The sequence below is a fragment of the Blastococcus sp. Marseille-P5729 genome (genome assembly GCF_900292035.1).
In the GTDB taxonomy this organism is placed as follows: Bacteria; Actinomycetota; Actinomycetes; order Mycobacteriales; family Antricoccaceae; genus Cumulibacter.
The window spans coordinates 185,140-199,846 of record NZ_OMPO01000001.1; the positions used below are offsets into that span (position 1 = coordinate 185,140).

Below are 14,707 nucleotides of genomic sequence, written 5' to 3' on the forward strand. Positions count from 1 at the left end.
CGTGCGGGTCCTGGTAGTCGAAGACGAGCGGCAGCTCGCGGACGCGGTTGCGCGTGGCCTGCGTCGCGAGGGAATGGCCGTCGACGTGGCGTACGACGGCACGGACGGGCACGAGAAGGCCATGGTCACGCCGTACGACGTGATCATCCTCGATCGCGACCTGCCCGGAATGAGCGGCGATGCGATCATGAAGGAGCTCGCCGGTGCGGAGTCGAACGCTCGGGTGATCATGCTGACCGCCAGCGGTGCGGTCGCCGACCGGGTCGAGGGCCTGTCGCTCGGCGCGGACGACTACATGGCCAAGCCGTTCGCGTTCGCCGAGCTCATCGCGCGGGTGCGCGCGCTCGGCCGCCGCTCCAACCCGGCCGCCCCGCCGGTGCTGAAGGCGGGCGACCTCGAGCTGGACTCGGCCCGCCGGGTCGTCAAGCGCTCGGGCAAGGAGATCGACCTGACCCGCAAGGAGTTCGGCGTCCTGGAGGTGCTGTTGCAGGCCGACGGCGCCGTCGTCTCCAGCGAGGGTCTGCTGGACCGCGTATGGGACGAGAACGCCGACCCGTTCACCACCACGGTGCGGGTCACGATGATGACGCTGCGCCGTAAGCTCGGCGATCCGCCGCTGATCGAGACCGTCGTCGGCTCGGGCTACCGCATCAAGTCCGACAGCTAGGCCGCGGTGGCTGCCTGGCCCAAGGGGGTGCGTCTCGGGCTGCGCCTGCGGCTCGCGCTGGCGTGCGCCTTCTTGTCGGCCGCGGTGTCGATCATCGGGCTGCTGATCTCGCTGATCGTCGTCGACAACGCGATCCTAGGCGCGCTGCGCTTTCAGGAGGGCAGCCTGATCTCGGTGACCCTGCCCGGCCAGCAGCCCACGCAGCTGGAGGGCTGGGTGGTGGTCGATGCGATCCGCAGCAACGCCAACGACACCCTGCTCGGCCGAGGTCTGCTCATCGCACTGTTCGCGGGCGTGCTGGGCGGTGCGGCCGGCTACATCATCGCCGCTCGGGCGCTCGGCCCGATCGCTGAGGTCACCGCGACAGCACGCCGGATCTCCGAGGGGCAGATGGGCGAGCGGATCGACCTCGGTGGCGCCCACGACGAGCTGCGCGACCTGTCGGACACCTTCGATGCGATGCTCGATCGTCTAGACCGCTCGTTCGCCGCGCAGCGCCGGTTCGTCTCCAACGCCAGCCACGAGCTGCGGACCCCGCTGGCGGTGATCCGCACCGAGGTCGACGTGACGCTCTCCGATCCCGACGCGAGCAGGGAGGAGCTGCGGGAGATGGGGCAGGTCGTTCTCGACGCGACCAGCCGTGCCGGCGCGCTCGTCGAGTCGCTGCTGGCCCTGGCCAAGATCGACGCCCAGGTCGAGAACGGCCTGAGCCAGGTGGACCGCTTCGACCTCGCGGACGCCGTCCCGCTGGCGGTGATGTCGGTGCGGGAGGAGGCCGCCGAGCTGGGGGTATCGATCCATCAGGAGGCCGAGCCCGCGCCGGTCGTCGGCGACGTGCACCTGCTGGAGCAGCTGGTCGCCAACCTGTTGACCAACGCCGTCCGGCACAATGTGCACGGCGGCGAGGTGTGGGTGCGCACGAGCACGACGCCCGGCAGATGCGAGCTGGTGGTGTCGAACTCCGGACAGCGGCTCGACCAGACCACGGTCGAGGAGCTGTTCACGCCGTTCAAGCGGGCCGCCGACCGGACGACGGGCAAGGGCACCGGCCTGGGACTGTCGATCGTGCGAGCCATCGTGCTGGCGCACCAGGGCACGGTCCGGCTGGTTGCGCGCGAGGGCGGCGGCCTGGAGGTCCGCGTCTCGCTGCCGTCGTCGCTGAGCTCGGAGGAGGCTCCCTCCACGAAGTCCGGCTGGACCGGGCAGTTCCGCATCCTGCGCGACCGCTCGTCGTAGACGACGCGCGGAGGGCCCGGGAAAGGCCGGTGGCCCGCGGAGCGCTTCCACGGGCCACCGGTCTTCTCGTGCTGGATCAGGCAGGCACGGAGGCGGCCCCTTGGGGCAGGAAGCGCTTCCCGTTGATCTTCTCGCTGATGCCCTCGCGGTCGAGGTACGGCGTGATCCCGCCATTCCAGAACGGCCAGCCGGCACCGAGGATCATGCACAGGTCGATGTCCTGCGGACCGGCGACCACACCCTCGTCGAGCATCATCGCGATCTCCTCGGCGAGCGCCTCGAGCGCGCGCTGCTTGACCTCGTCACCGGACAGCTGGGCCGACCCCTGCTCCCAGAGCGCCTGCACCTCGGGATCGATCGTCTGCTGGCCCTGCTCGTCCCACTGGTAGACCGCCTGCTTGCCGGCCTCGACGAACGCGGTCATGTTCTTCGATACGCCGAAGCGCTCGGGGAAGGCCTCGTGCATCGTCTCGGCGGTGTGCAACGCGACGGCGGGGCCGACCAGCTGCAGCAGCACCATCGGGCTCATCGGCAGGCCGAGCGAGTCCAGCGACGTGTCGGCCACGACGAAGTCCGCACCCTCGTCGACGGCGCCGATCACGGTCCCGAGGAAGCGGGTGAGCAGCCGGTTGACGACGAACCCGGGGGAGTCCTTGACCAGCACCGACGACTTGCCGAGCTTCTTGCCGGTGCCGAACGCCGTAGCGAGCGTCGCGTCGTCGGTCATCTCGCCCTTGATGATCTCCAGCAGGGGCAGGACCGCGACGGGGTTGAAGAAGTGGAAGCCCACGAGGCGCTCGGGATGCTTCAGGTCAGCGGCCATCTCGGTGATCGACAGCGAGGAGGTGTTCGTCGCGAAGACGCACTCCTCGCTGACCTGCTCCTCGATCGCACCGAAGATCTGCTTCTTCAGCGACAGCTCTTCAAACACCGCCTCGATGACGAAGTCGGCGTCGGAGAATGCCTCGTAGCCGACCTGGCCGGAGATCAGGCCCTTGAGCCGGTTGTGCTTGTCGGGGCTGATCCGCTTCTTCTGCAGCAGCTTGTCGAGCTCGGCGATAACGTACGCCACTCCCTTGTCGGCGCGATCCTGGTCGAGGTCGGTCATCACGACCGGCACCTCGAGCTTGCGCACGAACAGCAACGCCAGCTGAGAGGCCATCAGGCCCGCGCCGACGATGCCGACCTTGGTCACCTTGCGGGCAAGTGACTTGTCGGGGGCGCCGACGGGGCGCTTGGCGCGCTTGTTGACCAGGTCGAAGGCGTACAGCGAGGCACGCAGCGGGTCGCTCATCAGCAGGTCGGCCAGCGCCTCGTTCTCGGCGGCGAAGCCTTCGCCGATCGACGCCGTACGGGCCAGGTCGATGAGCTCGAGCGCTCGGTACGCGCCGGTGGCGGCACCGTGCGAGCGGGAGTCGGCGATCTGTTTTCCGCGGGCGATGGCGTCGTCCCACGCCTCGCCGGTGTCGACCTGCGGGCGGTTGACCTTCGCCTTGCCGTTGACGACGTCCGCCAGCCATGCGAGCGACGACTCGAGGAAGTCGGCGGAGTCGAAGATCTCGTCGACGATGCCCAGCTCCTTGGCCTGTGGGGCCTTGAGTGTCTTGTTCTGATTCATCGCGTTCTCGATGATCACCGTGACGGCCTTGTCGGCGCCGATCAGCCGCGGCAGCAGCTGGGTGCCGCCCCAGCCGGGCACCAGGCCGAGGAACACCTCGGGGAAGCCGACCATCGGCGTACTGGTGGACAGCGTGCGGTAGTCGCAGGCCAGCGCCAGCTCGAGGCCGCCGCCCAGCACCGCGCCGTTGACGAACGCGAAGGTCGGGATGTCGGTCTCGATCAGCTTGCCGAAGGTGTCGTGGCCGGCCTTTGCGATCTCCAGGGCGAGATCGCGCGAGGTGACCGCGGGTACTCCGGAGAGATCCGCACCTACGGCGAAGATGAACGGCTTGCCGGTGACGGCGATCGCGGCCGGCTTGCTCGCGATCGCCTGGTCGATCGCCTCGGCGAGGGACTGCAGGCCGGCCGGACCGAAGGTCGAGGGCTTGGTGTGGTCGAAGCCGTTGTCGATCGTGATCAACGCGACCTTGCCGTCGAGTCCGGGAACGGTGACCTCGCGGACGACGGCCTTGGTCACGATCTCGTCGGCGAAGACGTCGGCCGGGTTGATGGTCTGGGTGCTCATGCCTCGTTGCCTCCGGTCCAGTGCGGGTTCTCCCAGATGACCGAGCCGCCCATGCCCAGACCGATGCACATGCTGGTCAGGCCGTAGCGGACCTCGGGATGTTCGGCGAACTGCCGAGACAGCTGCGTCATCAGGCGGACGCCGGAGGACGCGAGCGGATGCCCCATCGCGATAGCGCCGCCCCACGGGTTGACCCGGGGGTCGTCGTCCGCGATGTCGAAGTGGTCGAGGAAGGCCAGCACCTGGACGGCGAAGGCCTCGTTGAGCTCGAACAGGCCGATGTCTTCGATCTCCAGGCCCGCGAGGCGCAGCGCCTTCTCGGTGGCCGGGACCGGTCCGATGCCCATCACCTCGGGCTCGACACCGACGAAGGCGTAGGAGACGAGCTTCATCCCGACCGGCAGGCCGAGCTCCTCGGCGGCGTCGGCGGAGGCGAGGATGCAGCCGGTGGCGCCGTCGTTGATGCCGGCCGCGTTTCCGGCGGTGACGCGGCCGTGCGGCCGGAATGGCGTCTTGAGCGCGGCCAGATCGTCCATCGTCGTGCCCGGCCGCGGCGGCTCGTCGGCGGTGGCCAGACCCCAGCCATGCTCGCCGGAGCGGATGGCGACGCTCACCAGCTCGGGACCGATCTTGCCGGCGTCCACGGCGGCCTGGTACTTGTCCTGCGAAGCCTTGGCGAAGGCGTCGCAGCGCTCCTTGGTCAGGTGCGGAAACCGGTCGTGCAGGTTCTCGGCAGTCGCGCCCATGACGATCGCGGACTCGTCGATCAGCTTGTCGGCGATGAACCGCGGGTTGGGGTCGGCCTGCTCACCCATCGGATGGCGGCCCATGTGCTCGACACCGCCGGCGATCGCGACGTCGTACGCCCCGAAGGCGATCCCCGAGGCGGTCGTCGTGACCGCAGTCATCGCGCCGGCGCACATGCGGTCGATGGCGTATCCCGGGGTCGTGTTGGGCAGGCCGGCGAGGATCGCGGTCGTGCGGCCAATCGTCAGCCCCTGATCGCCGATCTGCGTAGTGGCGGCGATCGCGACCTCCTCGACTCGCTCGGGCGGCAGCTCGGGGTGGCGCTTCATCAGCTCGCGGATGACCCGGATGACCAGATCATCCGCGCGGGTCTCGGCGTACTGACCCTTGGGCGAGCCCTTTCCGAACGGCGTCCGGACGCCGTCGACGAACACGACCTCGCGGCCGTGCGCGGGACGGGCGTCCCTCGGCCGGTGGGCCGGCGCAGCGGTAGTCACAGTGGCTACTCCTGTCGGTGTGTGATCCCGGCCGCGAATGCGGCTGGATGGGTTCGGTTGAGACCGTACCGGTGACGAAACCAGCGTAACCTACTCAGCGGTAACTTAGTGTCGGCATCCAGAATGCCGCCTCGATCCGTGTGACACGGAGGCCGTACGCGCCGGACGGGCGAGGAGCATCCGGCCGTCCTCGGTCGCCAGCAGATCGAGCCGCAGCGCGGGCAAGTCCCTGGCCGCCCTCGGGCGCGGGATTTTTCACGCTGCCTCACCTAGCCGACATCGCTTCGTTCCACGTCGTGCGGCAGAAGTGTGTCAATCTCTCGGAGTGTGCCTGGCGAGTGCCGCAGCGACCTGGGCGGCGACTTGTCCGATCTGCCAGTCGCGGGCACCGTGCTCACGCAGCTGAGCCGACACCGACTCGGCAGTGATCGGGGACGGCGGCGTCCACGCCAGCGATCGGACCGCCGCCGGCGGCACGAGGTTCTCGGCCGGGATCGACAATCGCTCGGACAGTTGGAGAACGGCTTCGCGGGCGAGGGCATAGCGATCCGCGACGTCGTTCTCCTTGCCCATCGACCGCGACGGCGGTGCATTCGGGTCGATGGGGGGAGTCCGGCGCGGCAGCCGGCTCTCCGGTTCCTGCAGCGCGTCTTGGAGCGCGGCGTACCAGCGGCGGCGATGCTTGAGCGCACCTCGTCGGGAAAACCCATCTATCGCCAATAGCTGCTGCATCGTGGTCGGCAGCTGCGCGGCGGCAGCGGAGATCGCGCGATCGGGCAGCAGGCGGCCTGGAGATGTGTCGGTCTGCTGGGCAAGCTCATCGCGGGATTCCCACAGTGCCTTGACCACGGCCATCCCACGCCGCGTCTTGACCTGCTGCAGCCCGCTTGTACGCCGCCAGGGGTCGGCTCGCGGTTCGCTCGGTCGCGCAGTACGTACCGCCTCGAACTCCTCGTGCGCCCAGTCGAGCTTGCCCTGCTCACGCAGCGCCCGCTCGACCTCGTCGCGGAGGTCGAGCAGGATGTCCACGTCGAGCGCGGCGTAGGTCAGGAAGTCGGCCGGCAACGGCCGCCGGCTCCAGTCCGCTGCCGAGTGCCCCTTCGCAAGCCGAAGCCCGAGCAGGCTCTCGGTCATCGCACCGAGCGAGACCCGCTCGAAGCCAGCAATCCGGCCGCCCAGCTCGGTGTCGAAGATCCGATCTGGGCGCATCCCGATCTCGGCGAGACACGGAAGGTCGGCGATCGCAGCATGAAAGACCCATTCGGCGTCCTGCAGCACGTCGCCCAGCAGGCTGAGGTCTCCTGCGGCGACCGGGTCGACGAGCGCGATCCCCGCCCCCCGGCGGTTGAGCTGCACGAGCTGGGCCCGGGCGCTGTAGCGGAACCCCGACGCGCGCTCAGCATCCACCGCCACCGGCCCGTTGCCCGCGGCCAGGCGTTCAGCGAGCTTGGCCACGCCCGCAGCAGTGGCGGTCACCTCCGGGACGCCGCCGCGCGGCGCGAGCAGCGGGGTCGGCTCGGGCTGAGGAGCATCCTGCTCCCCGGGCGTCTCGGACCGTTCGCTCACGCCGTCGGCTGGTCGCGACGGGCGATCAGGCTCACTCCCGGCGGGGGCGCGCCGGCCGCCGAGGCCAGCAGGTCGACCCAGGCGGCCAGATGCCCGCTGAGGTCAGTGGTCTGCGCCGTCCACGAGGCGCGCATCTCGAGATCGTTGGTGGCAGCGGGGCCGGAAAGGTCCCCGTAGCGCTGCGACGAGGTTTTGGTGACGGTGCCACCTAGCGCGGCGTAATGCGCGCCGGCCTGTTCGAGCGCCTCGGTCAGCCAGCTCCAGGCGGCGTCGCTGAGGGCCGGGTCGGTGGCCATCTCGGGCTCGATGCTGGCGGACAGATAGGAGACCAGCCGGAGGGTGCCGTCCCAGGCCTCGTGGCCGTCGGGGTCATGCAGCAGGACGAGCCGGCCGGTGGCCTCGGCGACGTCGGAATCCGGGTCGATGAACACCTCGGCTCCGAGCGCATAGGAGTACGGCGCGAGGCGCTGTGGTGCGCGGATCGGCTCGAGAGTGACCTCGGGGCGTGCGGTCACCGAGCTCAGGCTGGCGACGGCCTCCCGGAACTCCTCCGGGACGGCGGCGTCGGACGACTTCGGCTGCGGGCTAGTCACGTCAGTAAGGCTAAGGGGGTTGCCTGCCGTTTTTCGTGAGCCGCGCCGTAGCAGCGCCTGGCCCTCGCCGCAAGTGGGCGGGAGCGTGGGACGATGTACCGGATATGACTGACAACGCCGCCAGCTCCAGCCCCCTCGTCGCCGCGGCCCGCCGCGAATCCCCGCCCCACACTCCGGTGTGGTTCATGCGTCAGGCCGGGCGCTCACTGCCCGAGTACCGGACGGTGCGGGAGGGAATTGCCATGCTCGACTCGTGCATGCGGCCCGACCTCGTCGCCGAGATCACCATGCAGCCGGTACGTCGGCACGGCGTCGACGCGGCGATCTTGTTCTCCGACATCGTGCTGCCCCTGAAGGCGATCGGGATGGACCTCGACATCGTGGCGGGCGTGGGACCGGTGATCGCCAATCCCATCGCGTCACTGACGGACGTCGAGGCGATCCCGGAAATGACCCCGGACGCGATCGGGTTCATCGCCGAGGCGATTGGGCTGATCATCGCCGAGCTCGGGGAGACCCCGCTGATCGGTTTTGCCGGCGCCCCGTTCACCCTTGCCTCGTACCTGATCGAGGGCGGACCGTCGCGCAACCACGAGAAGACGAAGGCACTCATGCTCTCGCAGCCGGAGGTGTGGGATGCGCTGCTGTCGCGGCTGGCTCAGATCTCCACCGTGTTCCTGCGGACCCAGATCGAGGCCGGCGCGAGCGCCGTCCAGCTGTTCGACTCCTGGGCGGGATCCTTGACCAAGGCAACCTACGAGCGGCACGTCCTCGCGCACTCGGCACGTATCTTCAACGCGATCGGCGACGTCGTCCCGAAGATCCACTTCGGCGTGGGCACCTCGCTGCTGCTCGAGTCGATGGGTGCCGCAGGCGCCGACGTCGTCGGCATCGACTGGCGCACACCGCTTGACGAGGCTACCGCCCTGCTCGGGCCCGAGTACGCCGTCCAGGGCAACCTCGACCCCGCCGTGCTGTTTGCTGACTGGCCGGTCATCGAGCGTGAGGTCCGCCGGATCCTGGCCGAAGGGAGGGCGGCGCCCGGCCACATCTTCAACCTGGGCCACGGCGTGCTCCCGGCGACCGACCCCGACGTGATCACCCGGGTGGTCGAGCTCGTGCACGAGGTCAGTGCCGGCTGATCTGCGCCATGACCGCTACGCCTGACCGGCGCGTTCCCACCCCACCGAGCGAGTGCGATGTCCTCGTCATCGGCGCGGGCATCAGCGGCCTTGTCGCGGCCATGAGGGTGCAGCGAGCCGATCCGGAGCTGCAGGTCGAGGTGATCGACATCGCGCCGTACGCCGGCGGAAAGCTGCGGACGGCGCAGCTGGCCGGGACGACGATCGACGTCGGTGCCGAAGCCGTCATCGCGCGCCGTCCGGAAGGTCTTCGGCTGATCGACGAGCTCGGCCTGGAGGACCGCCTACGGTACCCCGGTGTCGCCGATGCCCGGATCACCAGCGGCGGCAGGGAAGTAGCCGTCCCGCAGGACACGCTGATGGGCGTTCCGACCGACGTCGAGTCGGTGGTGCGCACGGGTCTACTCACGGACGACGGTGTGGACCGGCTGCGAGCGGCCCGACCCTCTGGGCTCACTGAGGACATCTCCGTGTCGGACGCCGTCGGCGGTCAGCTGGGCGAGGAGGTCGTCGATCAGCTCGTGGAGCCGCTGCTGGCCGGGGTGTACGCCGGACGCGCGGACCGGTTGTCGCTACCCGCCACGATCCCGGCATTTCGCAACGCGTTGGGAACCGGCCAGGACGTGATGACCATCGCCAGGCGGGCCCGTGCCGCCGCGCCGCGCAGCGATCGCCCCGTGTTCGCCACCCTGCAAGGCGGCATCGGCTCGCTTCCCGATCAGCTGATCGCGCGCGAGGGCCTGTCGGTGACCCTCGGGTGCCCGGCCCGGTCGATCTCACTCAGTGGCGACCGTTTTGTCGTCGAGTGCGGTGCCGCGCCGGCGCCCGCACGGGTGAGCACCCGCGCCGTGGTCGTGGCTACCCAGCCACAGAAGGCGACGAAGCTGCTGGCCGGCATCAGCCCCGCCGCATCGGGGGAGCTGGCCGATGTAGCCGTCTCGAGCATGGCCGTGGTAGCGATCGCCTACCGTAAGGGCGATCTGGTCAACACTCCGCCCGGGTACAGCGGCATTCTGGTTCCGGTCAGTGAGGGGACGGCCGTGAAGGCCGCGACCTATGTGACGAACAAGTGGCCGCACGTCGCCGACGACGACCTCTTCATCGTGCGGGCATCGATTGGTCGTCTCGGCGAGGAGGCGCTCCTGCAGCGGACGGACGCCGACCTCGTGACTCTTGCGCGTCGCGATCTGGCGATCCTGGCGGGCATCTCTGGCGAGCCCATCGGCCATATCGTGCAACGATGGGCGGGCAGCCTGCCGCAGTACGACGTCGGACATCTCGCCCGCGTCGACCGGATTCGCGCCGCGATCGACGATGTGCCGGGACTCGCGGTGGCGGGAGCGACGTATGACGGCGTCGGCATTCCCGGATGCATCAACAGCGCAGACGCTGCAGCCGCGAAGGTGCTGCAGCACCTTGAAGGAGATGAGTGAGTTGGCAGAGGACAAGACCACGGCACGGATCGGTGCGGACGGAAAGCCGGAGCACGCTGGAAACCTGAAGGCCCAGCGGATCAACGAGCTGAACTCGACGATTCGATACGCGATGTGGTCGGTGTTCAAGGTCTCGCCGTCACTGCGCGAGATGAAGACCTCGCGCGCGCGGGCGGCGAAGCAGGTCGACAAGCTCATCGACGCAGCCGGCAAGAAGTCCGACGTCACGGTGCGCGGGATCTACGACGTGTCGGGCTTCCGGGCTGACGCCGAGCTGATGATCTGGTCGCACGCACCGAGCACAGACGCGTTGCAGGACCTCTACCAGAAGATCCGGCAGAGCGATCTCGGTGCGCATCTGCAGCCCGTGTGGTCGCAGGTCGCGCTGCATCGCCCCGCCGAGTTCAACAAGAGCCACATGCCGGCCTTCCTGGCCGATGAGGTCTCGCGCGACTACATCTGCGTGTACCCCTTCGTGCGCTCCTACGAGTGGTACCTGCTGCCCGACGAGGAGCGCCGCGACCTGCTGCGCGAGCACGGGCAGATGGCCCGCCCGTATGGCGACGTCCGCGCGAACACCGTCTCGTCGTTCGCGCTCGGCGACTATGAGTGGATGCTGGCCTTCGAGTGCGACGAGCTGCACCAGATCGTCGACCTGATGCGCGACCTGCGTGCGTCGGGCGCCCGGCGGCACGTGCGCGAGGAGACGCCCTTCTACACCGGACGCCGCCTGGAGATGGCCGAACTGGTCGACCGCCTCCCCTGAACTGAGCCCTGGTGAAGGGCTACTGCTGGGGCGCGAGCCTCAGGCTGATCGAGTTGATGCAGTACCGGTCGTCGGTCGGCGTGGGGTAGCCCTCGCCGTGGAAGACGTGGCCGAGGTGCGAGTGGCAGGCGGCGCAGATGACTTCGACGCGGCGCATCCCGAGGGAGTCGTCCTCCTTCAGGATCACCGCGTCGCTGTCGGACGGCGCGAAGAAGCTCGGCCAGCCGCAGTGGCTGTGGAACTTGGTGTCGGACCGGAAGAGCTCGGCTCCGCAGGCGCGGCAGCTGTAGACGCCCTCGGTCTCGGTGTCGGTGTACTCGCCGGTGAACGGGCGCTCGGTGCCGGCCTGGCGCAGGACGGCGTACTCGGCGGGGGAGAGCTGCGCCCGCCACTCCTCGTCCGTCTTGGTGACTCGCGGTTCGTGGGTCTGGGTCATTTCTCCAGGGTACGTCTTATGCGGATAGCGTGATGTCATGCCGAGCGCGAGCGTGACCCTGGACGTCGACGGTCACAAGGTCAAGGTCTCCAGCCCCGAACGGGTGTGCTTCCCCAAGGTGGGGATCACCAAGCTGCAGATTGTCGAGTACTACCTCGCCGTGGGGAAGGGGATCCTGGGTGCCGTGCGCGACCGCCCGACGACCCTCGAGCGCTGGCCGAAGGGTGTGATCCCGCTCGATCCCGCGGAGCCGGCCGGCCCCGCGAACGGTGACTTCTTCTACCAGAAGCACGTTCCCAAGGGACTCCCGGCGTACGCCGAGACGGTCGACATCACCTTCCCCAGCGGTCGGTCGGGCACCGAGATCTGCCCGAGCAATCTGGCGACCGTGGTGTGGGCGGCACACATGAACACGATCACCTTCCATCCCTGGCCGGTGACCCGCGCAGCGGTCGATCAGCCCGACCAGCTACGTATTGATCTGGATCCCCAGCCGGGAACGGACTTCACCGACGCCGTGCGGGCCGGTGACGTTCTTCGTGAGGTGCTGGCCGAGCACGATCTGCACGGCTTCCCGAAGACTAGTGGTGGCCGCGGTCTGCATGTATATGTGCCAATCCGCCCGCAGTGGAGCTTCGTTGAGACTCGCCGCGCGCTGATCGCGATCGGTCGTGAGATGGAGCGTCGTACACCCGAGCTCGTCACTCTCTCCTGGTGGAAGGAAGAGCGTGGAGAGCGGATCTTCATCGACTACAACCAAATGGCACGTGACCGCACGATCGCCTCGGCGTACTCGGTCCGCGCCAACGACCGCGCGACCGTCTCTGCGCCACTGACCTGGGATGAGCTGGCGGACGCCGCTCCCGACGACTTCACCGTGCGCACCATGCCGGCACGGTTCGCGGAGGTCGGTGACCTGCACGCCCGAGTCGCCTCGGCACAGCCCGGCGATCTGGCGAGCCTGCTTGAGCTGTCCGCCAAGCAGGAGTCCGACCTCGGGCTGGGAGATCTGCCCTATCCGCCGGACTACCCGAAAATGCCCGGCGAGCCGCCGCGGGTGCAGCCCAGCAGAAAGAACCCAGCGAACTGGTGAACGCCCGCCAGGGCGCGCCGATTCACCCGCTCGTCGATAAGCGCCGATCTTTACGTTCGTCGATGGTGGCCGCAGGCGCGCAGAGACGACGCAGGATGGGAATACCGGCGGCGGCGATCCTCCTTTCAGAGCTCGCGGGTTCAGCTACGGGCGGCGAGCAAGCCGGTTCGCTCGTGACAGCCCAGGTATTCGAAGCGGAGCTGGTCCGCATCGAGTACCGACACCTCGTGGTAGAGGCGAAGCCCGGCGGCACTGCGGAAGTGCTTCACGAACTGCCCGAATGCGCCGAAGATCTTCAGGTGCGTCTTGTGTGAGCGCGACCAGTCCTCGAGCTCGCGCAGGGAGTGCCACCAGCCGTGGCCGTAGGTCTTCTCGACGAGAGCGCCACCGTCATCGATGATCTGCATCAGCCGGTTGGAGTAGCAGCCGATCTGGTTTCCTTGCGCGGTCAGGAATTCCATGCCCTCCTGCAGCACCGGTCGAATGTCGGATGCCCACCAGTCTCGGGCCTCTCCTTCGGTGCCTCGCCAGTCCTGGCCCGAGCGGATCAACGTCATGCCGTCGTGTGGGTGGACGACGACGAGGTCACCGTCCTGCTCGAATCGCAGCCGACCGTCGGGTTCGAGGTCAGCGGTCTGGGCCGACGGGAGCCGGTCGCGCATGCTGCCCCAGTAACCGTGCTCGGCAATCTCACCGCCGATGCCGTCCGAGGCAACCGAGACCCCTTCCATGCGGCGTCCACCGAAGATCGTCTCGAAGTCGCGCACGCCGGGGGTCGCGATCTCCACGAACCGGCCCACACTGCCGTGCTCATGCTGCGGGTCGGTCCACGCGAGGGTCTGTTCGCTCCACCGACGGTAGGACTCGGCATCTGTCCAGTAGAGCGCGGTGATCTCGTTCGTGAACCCGGCGGGGTCGATAGCGACCGCCACGTCGTGGTGCACCGGTCCGTCGACCTCCCCGATCTGGCGGCGCAGCTCGTTGGCGGCGTCCCGCGCGGACGCCGGTCGCTCGCCCTGGTACTGCAGCCCGTAGTAGGCCATCACCACGGACTCGATCGTCTCGGGAAACCGAGCCGAGAACGCCGGCGAGGGGGGATTCCAGTCCTCGCGCATACGTGTCGGCTGGCTGCGCTCAGCACGCAGATGCTGGGGAATGGCTGACTCCATCGGTGGCCTCCTGGTGTGCGCCGATCAGCCCAGGCTAGCCGGTATGCACGTCACCCGGGCTCACTCCGGGATTCGCCGGTAGCCGAGCCCGATCACTTGTCCACAGGACGAGAGATCAGCCAGGCTGCTCCCGAAGTACTGCGTCGAGAGGATAGGGATCGATCTCGGGCACCTGCCCGAACGTGCAGGAGCGCGGCTCGCGGTCCGGTCGCCACCTCACGAAGGTGCCCAGATGCCGCAGCCGCGGACCCTGGAACTGGTCGTAGGCGATCTCGGCCACCAGCTCCGGCCGGACCGGAACCCAGGAGAGGTCCTTGCCCGCGCTCCACCGGCTCTGACCACCCGGCATCCGCTCGCCGCCGCCGGACTGCTCGGCCCACGCACCCCAGGGGTGGTCGGCGGGCGCGCACCGGTAGGGCTCCAGCAGGCCGACCAGCTCGGACCGCTTCTTGGCGGTGAACGACGAGCAGGCTCCGATGTAGTGGAGCGCCCCGTCGTCGTCGTACAGCCCGAGCATCAGCGAGCCGACCACGTCGCCGGACTTGTGCCACCGGAAGCCGCACACGACGGTGTCCAGGTCACGCCGATGCTTGAGCTTGAGGAAGCTGCGGACGCCGGGCTCGTACGGCGCGTCGAGGTCCTTGGCGATCAGCCCGTCCAACCCGGCGCCCTCGAGCTGGGTGAACCACGACTGGGCAGCCTCGGCGTCCATTGTGAACGGCGTCAACCACAGGGGCGGCTCGATCGCGCCGAGGACGTCGTCGAGCAGAGCTCTGCGCGCACGCAAGGGCTCATCCAGGAGCGACCTGCCGTCGTGAGCGAGCAGATCGAAGATCACCATCGCCGCGGGCAGCTCACCGGCCAGCCGCTCGATGCGGGACTGCGCGGGGTGCAACCGGGCCTGCAGCGAGTCGAAGCTCAGCCGCCCGTCGACCTCGATCACGATCTCGCCGTCGACGGCGCACCCGTCGGGAAGGGCGTCCCGCAGCGACCTGACCAGCTCCGGGAAGTAGCGGGTCAGGTCGTTGCCGCTGCGGCTGTCGATGATCACTCCGCCGTCCTGCTTGCGGACGATGGCCCGGAACCCGTCCCACTTCGGCTCGAAGACCCACTGCCCGCCCACTGGCAGCTTCTTGGCGGGCTTGGCGAGCGCGGGGGAGAGGGGTCGATCGAGCAC

Annotated in this window: 13 protein-coding genes; 6 read left to right on the forward strand and 7 right to left on the reverse strand. The window is 68.7% G+C overall.

What is annotated here, in order from left to right:
- Position 1: 1 nt before the first annotated feature.
- Positions 2–667, forward strand: a complete 666-nt coding sequence (locus DAA40_RS00910; protein WP_106847876.1) for a response regulator transcription factor — start codon at positions 2–4, stop codon at positions 665–667.
- Between the two features lie 6 nt (positions 668–673).
- Positions 674–1,903, forward strand: coding sequence for a HAMP domain-containing sensor histidine kinase (locus DAA40_RS00915; protein WP_106847877.1), 1,230 nt, complete (start codon positions 674–676; stop codon positions 1,901–1,903).
- Positions 1,904–1,979: 76 nt separating this feature from the next.
- Here DAA40_RS00915 and DAA40_RS00920 read toward each other — a convergent pair whose 3' ends face one another.
- The 4 genes from DAA40_RS00920 to DAA40_RS00935 form a co-directional block, all read right to left on the reverse strand.
- On the reverse strand, positions 1,980–4,088 hold the full coding sequence (locus DAA40_RS00920; RefSeq protein ID WP_106847878.1) for a 3-hydroxyacyl-CoA dehydrogenase NAD-binding domain-containing protein: 2,109 nt from the start codon (positions 4,086–4,088) through the stop codon (positions 1,980–1,982).
- Positions 4,085–5,332, reverse strand: coding sequence for a thiolase family protein (locus DAA40_RS00925; RefSeq protein WP_106847879.1), 1,248 nt, complete (start codon positions 5,330–5,332; stop codon positions 4,085–4,087). The genes DAA40_RS00920 and DAA40_RS00925 overlap by 4 nt, the downstream gene beginning before the upstream one ends.
- A gap of 312 nt (positions 5,333–5,644) precedes the next feature.
- Entirely contained in the window at positions 5,645–6,898 is a 1,254-nt protein-coding gene (locus DAA40_RS00930; RefSeq protein ID WP_106847880.1) for an HRDC domain-containing protein, read from the reverse strand.
- Positions 6,895–7,491 (reverse strand): DUF3000 domain-containing protein, encoded by a 597-nt coding sequence (locus DAA40_RS00935; protein WP_106847881.1) that lies wholly within the window; start codon positions 7,489–7,491, stop codon positions 6,895–6,897. The genes DAA40_RS00930 and DAA40_RS00935 overlap by 4 nt, the downstream gene beginning before the upstream one ends.
- Positions 7,492–7,595: 104 nt before the next feature.
- On the opposite strand from DAA40_RS00935, the gene hemE reads away from it, so the two are divergent.
- Genes hemE through hemQ form a run of 3 tightly spaced genes read left to right on the forward strand, consistent with a single transcriptional unit; the run spans position 7,596 to position 10,832 of the window.
- The gene (gene hemE, locus DAA40_RS00940) at positions 7,596–8,633 is read left to right on the forward strand and encodes a uroporphyrinogen decarboxylase (protein ID WP_106847882.1); all 1,038 of its coding nucleotides are present in this window, start codon (positions 7,596–7,598) and stop codon (positions 8,631–8,633) included.
- A gap of 8 nt (positions 8,634–8,641) precedes the next feature.
- Positions 8,642–10,066, forward strand: coding sequence for a protoporphyrinogen oxidase (gene hemG, locus DAA40_RS00945; protein ID WP_106847883.1), 1,425 nt, complete (start codon positions 8,642–8,644; stop codon positions 10,064–10,066).
- Positions 10,059–10,832, forward strand: a complete 774-nt coding sequence (hemQ, locus tag DAA40_RS00950; protein WP_106847884.1) for a hydrogen peroxide-dependent heme synthase — start codon at positions 10,059–10,061, stop codon at positions 10,830–10,832. The genes hemG and hemQ overlap by 8 nt, the downstream gene beginning before the upstream one ends.
- 19 nt (positions 10,833–10,851) lie before the next feature.
- Here hemQ and msrB read toward each other — a convergent pair whose 3' ends face one another.
- Entirely contained in the window at positions 10,852–11,268 is a 417-nt protein-coding gene (gene msrB / locus DAA40_RS00955) for a peptide-methionine (R)-S-oxide reductase MsrB (protein WP_106847885.1), read from the reverse strand.
- A 37-nt stretch (positions 11,269–11,305) separates the two neighbouring features.
- Between msrB and ligD the strand changes: the two genes are divergently transcribed.
- Positions 11,306–12,361 (forward strand): non-homologous end-joining DNA ligase, encoded by a 1,056-nt coding sequence (gene ligD / locus DAA40_RS00960; RefSeq protein WP_106847886.1) that lies wholly within the window; start codon positions 11,306–11,308, stop codon positions 12,359–12,361.
- A gap of 140 nt (positions 12,362–12,501) precedes the next feature.
- On the opposite strand, the gene DAA40_RS00965 is transcribed toward ligD, so the two are convergent.
- Both DAA40_RS00965 and DAA40_RS00970 read right to left on the reverse strand, forming a co-directional pair.
- Positions 12,502–13,530 carry a phenylacetaldoxime dehydratase family protein gene (locus tag DAA40_RS00965; RefSeq protein WP_106847887.1) on the reverse strand — a complete coding sequence of 343 codons (1,029 nt, stop codon included), beginning with the start codon at positions 13,528–13,530 and terminating at the stop codon, positions 12,502–12,504.
- Between the two features lie 115 nt (positions 13,531–13,645).
- Positions 13,646–14,707, reverse strand: a complete 1,062-nt coding sequence (locus DAA40_RS00970; RefSeq protein WP_106847888.1) for an ATP-dependent DNA ligase — start codon at positions 14,705–14,707, stop codon at positions 13,646–13,648.